The 5,401-nt window shown below is 58.0% G+C and carries 5 protein-coding genes and 3 tRNA genes; all 8 read right to left on the reverse strand.

Annotated features, from left to right (window positions below):
* Positions 1 to 321: 321 nt before the first annotated feature.
* A complete protein-coding gene (gene rplA / locus QP994_RS10765; protein ID WP_284856329.1) occupies positions 322 to 1,032 on the reverse strand; it encodes a 50S ribosomal protein L1 in 711 nt (236 codons plus the stop codon).
* Positions 1,033 to 1,132: 100 nt separating this feature from the next.
* On the reverse strand, positions 1,133 to 1,561 hold the full coding sequence (gene rplK, locus QP994_RS10770; RefSeq protein ID WP_269966291.1) for a 50S ribosomal protein L11: 429 nt from the start codon (positions 1,559 to 1,561) through the stop codon (positions 1,133 to 1,135).
* Between the two features lie 210 nt (positions 1,562 to 1,771).
* The gene (nusG, locus tag QP994_RS10775) at positions 1,772 to 2,596 is read right to left on the reverse strand and encodes a transcription termination/antitermination protein NusG (protein ID WP_284866781.1); all 825 of its coding nucleotides are present in this window, start codon (positions 2,594 to 2,596) and stop codon (positions 1,772 to 1,774) included.
* A gap of 137 nt (positions 2,597 to 2,733) precedes the next feature.
* Positions 2,734 to 3,057 (reverse strand): preprotein translocase subunit SecE, encoded by a 324-nt coding sequence (gene secE / locus QP994_RS10780; RefSeq protein ID WP_284856327.1) that lies wholly within the window; start codon positions 3,055 to 3,057, stop codon positions 2,734 to 2,736.
* A 24-nt stretch (positions 3,058 to 3,081) separates the two neighbouring features.
* Positions 3,082 to 3,157, reverse strand: a tRNA-Trp gene (locus tag QP994_RS10785).
* A gap of 99 nt (positions 3,158 to 3,256) precedes the next feature.
* Positions 3,257 to 3,328: transfer RNA gene (locus QP994_RS10790), tRNA-Met, on the reverse strand.
* 30 nt (positions 3,329 to 3,358) lie between these two features.
* Positions 3,359 to 3,431: transfer RNA gene (locus tag QP994_RS10795), tRNA-Thr, on the reverse strand.
* 113 nt (positions 3,432 to 3,544) lie between these two features.
* Positions 3,545 to 5,086: a lamin tail domain-containing protein gene (locus QP994_RS10800; RefSeq protein ID WP_284866783.1), complete on the reverse strand. Its 1,542-nt coding sequence runs from the start codon at positions 5,084 to 5,086 to the stop codon at positions 3,545 to 3,547.
* Positions 5,087 to 5,401 lie beyond the last annotated feature (315 nt).

Raw genomic sequence — 5,401 nt, forward strand, 5'->3', positions numbered from 1 at the left:
CGCCCGGGTGTTACTGGATACTCACCCGGGCGTTACTCGATCCTCACCATGGCGTTACTAAATCGGTGGTCTGAACACACAACCCCTATCAAAACCCCAGGACTGCCCTCAACTTTCAAGAATGATGCAGAACCGGATGCCTCCCACTGCGACACACTCCGCAAAACGCTACAGAAAAACACTATTCCCCCAGGAGGTGCTACCAACTTTGGAAAGTTGGTAGCAGGGCCCCAAGAAAAGCCTGGCCGAAAAAACAAAAACCCCGCCGGCGCATCCCAAAAGGGAAGCACTGACGGGGTCGGTCAGACCAGTCGAAGCGGTTTAAGCCTCGGTGTAGTTCTTCTGCACGGACGGGTCCACCGGGACGCCCGGGCCCTGGGTTGCAGAGACGGTGACCTTCTTCAGGTAGATGCCCTTAGCGGAGGACGGCTTGAGGCGGAGAACCTCATCCAGGAGAGCGCCGTAGTTCTCGGCGAGCTGCTCCGGGGTGAAGGAAGCCTTACCGATGATGGCGTGCAGGTTGGAAGCCTTGTCCACGCGGAAGGCGATCTTGCCACCCTTGGACTCAGAAACAGCCTTAGCCACATCCGGGGTAACGGTACCGGTCTTCGGGTTCGGCATCAGACCACGCGGGCCGAGGACGCGGGCAACGCGGCCGACCTTAGCCATCTGGTCCGGGGTAGCAATGGCAACGTCGAAGTCGATGTTGCCTGCGTTGATCTGCTCGATCAGTTCGTCGGAACCGACGATGTCAGCGCCAGCTTCCTGAGCCTTGGTAGCGTTCTCGCCCTCAGCGAAGACAGCGACGCGGACGGTCTTACCGGTGCCGTTCGGCAGGTTGACGGTGCCGCGGACCAGCTGGTCAGCCTTGCGCGGGTCGACGGACAGACGCATTGCTACGTCGATAGTTGCGTCGTACTTCTCGGACGCGGTCTCCTTAGCCAGCTTGACCGCCTCGAGCGGGGAGTACAGGTTCGTACGGTCCACCTTTGCCAGCTGGGCGGTGTAGTTCTTGGAGTGCTTCTTGGCCATGTTGATTCCTTAAAAGTTGTCGGGAATGTGGTGCGGGCCTGACCAGGCCCTGCCACAGGCGAGGAGCTCACGTACCTCGCCGGAAAACAATGAGAAGAATTTACTTCTTCACTTCGATGCCCATGGAACGAGCGGTACCAGCGATGATCGCTGCGCCTGCCTCGATGTCACGAGCGTTGAGGTCTGCCTTCTTGGTCTCAGCGATCTCCTTGCACTGATCCCAAGTCACAGAACCGACCTTGTCAGTGTGCGGGACGCCGGAGCCCTTCTGGATGCCAGCAGCCTTGAGCAGCAGCTTGGATGCCGGCGGGGACTTCAGGATGAAGTCGAAGGAGCGGTCTTCGTAGACCGTGATCTCCACCGGGACAATGTTGCCGCGCATGGACTCAGTTGCAGCGTTGTACGCCTTGGTGAACTCAACGATGTTCACGCCGTGCGCACCCAGAGCCGGACCAACCGGCGGAGCCGGGTTAGCCATACCAGCTTCAATCTGCAGCTTGATCAGGCCGGTGACCTTCTTCTTAGCCATCGAATTACCTCATTTCCTTGGTACAGGACGCAGCCACGATGTTTAGCATGCGCCCTTCCGGATTCCGGGGGTTACCCAGCGACCGGGGATGAACGTTTTCACGTACCCACCTGAAGCAGGCACGATCGATAAGTGTATGTCACAGACACCCATGTCCCCAAATCGAAAAACCGGCCACGAGGACCGGTTTTTTCGTCGATAAGCGAAACGCTACATGATGCGCTCGATCTGATCGGCAGTGAGCTCCACTGGGGTCTCGCGGCCGAAGATGGATACGAGTGCCTGGATCTTGCCGGTTTCCGGATCGATCTCGTTGATGGTAGCGGAAACGCTGGCCAGCGCGCCGGAAAGAATCGTGACAGCCTCGCCGACCTTGAAGTCGTGCGCGACCTTCGGCTTCTCCTCTTGCTCCGGCATAGCGATGACGGTCTCCCCCTCCGGGCTGACCTTTGCTTCTTCGCCCTCAACCGGTGCTTCCTTCGGCATGAGGAACTTGGCCACATCGCGGTGCTTGACCGGGGTGGCGTTGCCCTCATTACCCACGAACGAGGTCACGCCCGGGGTGCCACGGACAACGGACCACGCAGCATCATTGATGTCCATGCGCACGAGAACGTAGCCCGGCAGCAGCTTGCGCTTCACAATCTTGCGCTTGCCATCCTTGAGCTCCACTACCTGCTCAATCGGCACAACCACGTCGTAGATGGAATCCTCCACCTCGAGGGTCTGAATACGCATATCCAGGTTGGTCTTCACCTTGTTCTCATAGCCCGAGTAGGACTGAATGATGTACCACTGGCCCGGCAGCTTCTTCAGCTCACGGGTGTACTCACGCAGACAACGCTTGTACTCTGCGTCCGCGCTTTCCTCCGGCTCTCCACCCAGAGCGGCCTCAGCCTTAGCGACTCTCTCATCCGCCCCCTGCGTCTCCGGATCGGTGGACTCCTCTACGGCACCACCTTCGCTGACCATGTCAACTTCCTGCTCCTGGATATCTTCCTGGATGTCTTCCGGGCTGTACTGATCGTCTGCCATGACCGCTCCTTATGCGTCGGGGCTGTGAGTTAGTGGAAGTGGATGTGACGCCCAGCCTACAGCGCTCACCCAAAAACTGATCCCGCCTTACCCTGCAAGCCAGGGTGGCGGGATGATTTTCTACAGCGAGATTATACCTATCGGACGAGGATTTGCTCAACTAGCCAGGCTGCACCCTTGTCCACGCCCCACACCAGGGCCGTCATCACAATGAGGAAGCCAAACACAATAAGCGTGTAGTTCAGCATCTGCTGGCGAGTCGGCCAGACAACCTTGCGCATCTCCTGGACAACTTCACCCGGGAATGCAGCAGCACCCTTACCCGGCTTGTCCTTGTCTTCAGCGACGGGAACAGAAGCGCGCTTCTCCTCGTAGGAATCAGAGGTGACGGACGATGCACCGCTCATCTGACGTTTGCCAGTGGGTTTTGCGGCGTTCCGGCCTGGCTGGTTTTCAGTCACAGCTCTCCTCGACTTGGGTCTATGTGGCAGGGGCGACAGGACTCGAACCTGCAACCTACGGTTTTGGAGACCGTTGCGCTACCAATTGCGCCACGCCCCTTTGGTGTACTGCACAAAACAGTACGCCAACCCTACCACGAACACTCATGCACTCCTGGGAGGGTGAGCACATCCTTCCGGCCGAAGCCGGGTAGATGAGTAGCGATGGCGAGAATTGAACTCGCGACACAGCGATTATGAGTCGCTTGCTCTACCACTGAGCTACACCGCCATGTTGATTGCTGTCACCAGCAAAAAACAGAGCCCCCTAACAGAATCGAACTGTTGACCTTCTCCTTACCATGGAGACGCTCTGCCGACTGAGCTAAGGGGGCTTAAGCCTCTTAAGCGTTAGCCGCTCGTTTGAAGCCTTGAAAAGATTAACCTGTCTTATACACTTGGCACAAATCGGCTGGATAACGCTAGTTTTTAAGCGCATTTCATGCGCTTAAAAAGGCAACTTGATATTCAAGTTATCCTGCACCCACTGAGCAATTGGGCCAGCGGACAGGAGTCCCGCGAGGAACGCCAGCAGCACGCCGACGATGCTGCCGATGAGCACACCGCCCGGGGCCTTGCTCATGGAGGAGCCGTTGGTTTCGCCATCACAATCAACGGACTTCACGTACTCCGCACCGCGCAGCGAGATGCCGCCGGTCACACCATCATCAGCCCAGAGGAAACGAGTGGTTTCCTCTGCCTTTCCGGCGACGCACTCACCGGTGGAGGTGAAGGATGCGAAGCCCTCATTGGCCAGGTTGGCAAACCCCGCCGGGCGCGCTTGAATGCCAGATGCCGGGACGAACTCCGTGCCGTTGTGGGAAAGGAGGATGGACTGGCCGTCGCAGGCTTCGTCGCAAAGCACATGGAGCTGCTTCTCCTGCTGGCGGTAATCAAGCGCCATCACACCGCCGAACGGCGACTGGTAAGTCTGCTTGAGCTCGTAAGTGCCATCTTCCTTCAGGTCGAGGAAGTAGACCTTGCCATCGGCCTCGACACCAACTGCAAAGAGCTTCTGCTCCGGGATGTAAGAGATCGCTTCCAGGCCGGAATTCGGCTTGATGTCCCCGACGACGTCCTTGAGGTTCCATTCCGTGGTCGTCTTAAGCTCCTCCTGCCCCTTCTTCGCCTCAAAGCGCAGGACCGACGGGCGGGAGACCTTCTTGTCGTCGTTGTTGCGCTCGGTGGCCACGTAGATCGCACCGTCTGGACCAACGGTGACACCCTCCGCATCCGGGGCGCCCGTACCGTCGGCGTACTTCAACGTCCACGTCGCGGCCAGAGAATACTTCTTGGCTGCCTTGTCGTAGTCGAGGGCGTAGAGCTTGGCGGAACCGTTGTTCACAACCCAAGCGCGGCCGTTGTCATCAAAGTCAACGCCGGACATGTCTTCACCGGAGAAATCACCGCCGAGGTCAACGTTGTACACCTGGTCGTACGGCCACGGCTCGACCTGCTGCTCAGGAGCGTCAGGTTCCTCTTCGCCGGCGGCGCCCTCGTTCTTCAGTTGCTTGGTCGCCTCCCCTGTCACGGCGAAAGAACCAGTCATGTCCGGGACACGGCCCCAGGTGGAATCGATTTTGTCGGGGAAGTCCCAACTGGTTTCGTCGATAAGCTTCTTGCTTACGTCAAAGAGGCGGACCTGGTCCTTCTTACCGCCCAGGCCGAAACCGTCCGAGCCGTCCGGGGTCTGATCCTTGGTGTGGATGATGTAGTAGCCGCCTGACTCGATCTTGGTGTTTTCGGGAATGACAATCGGCGTGTGGGTGTCATCGTCGTCCAGGATGGACCAGCCGGAGATATCAATGTCCTCATCCGTGTTGGTGTTGGCCAGCTCGACCCAGTCCGGGGAGCCATTCGCCTCAACCTCATTGATCACGATCGACGAGGCCACATCAGCAGCAACGGCAACCGGAACAGCGAAACCGGACAGGGCAAGAGCAGCAGAAACCGACAGTGCGGCCAAGCTGCGGAAACGAGAACGAGACACAGAAACATCCTTCAACGCATCAGAAAAACTTACAGTGCGCGTTTGAAAATAGCCCGGGTTTTTGAACAGTCCGCGACGTGGAAGTGACGGCTGGGTGGCCAATGGATGGCGTCTTTGGGGGAGGCGCTCACTACGTACTTTGGAAAGTCGATAGCAGGTCCTGGGGAAATGCTGACTTCTTGTAGCGTTTCTCGGCTTAAGGGACATTTCGTGTGGATAAACCGATACGGATTCCCGGGGCAGCCTGGGATAATACGGTGATCTTGATTTTGAATCGGTTCCAACGGCCCGATCTGTGGAATCAACACTGGATAG

It is taken from the genome of Corynebacterium sp. MSK044, from assembly GCF_030232825.1.
Classification (GTDB): domain Bacteria; phylum Actinomycetota; class Actinomycetes; order Mycobacteriales; family Mycobacteriaceae; genus Corynebacterium.

Coding starts and splice junctions, on each gene's coding strand:
- rplA (WP_284856329.1), bottom strand. CDS start 1,032: ATGGCCAAGAAGCACTCCAAGAACTACACCGCCCAGCTGGCAAAGGTG.
- rplK (WP_269966291.1), bottom strand. CDS start 1,561: ATGGCTAAGAAGAAGGTCACCGGCCTGATCAAGCTGCAGATTGAAGCT.
- nusG (WP_284866781.1), bottom strand. CDS start 2,596: ATGGCAGACGATCAGTACAGCCCGGAAGACATCCAGGAAGATATCCAG.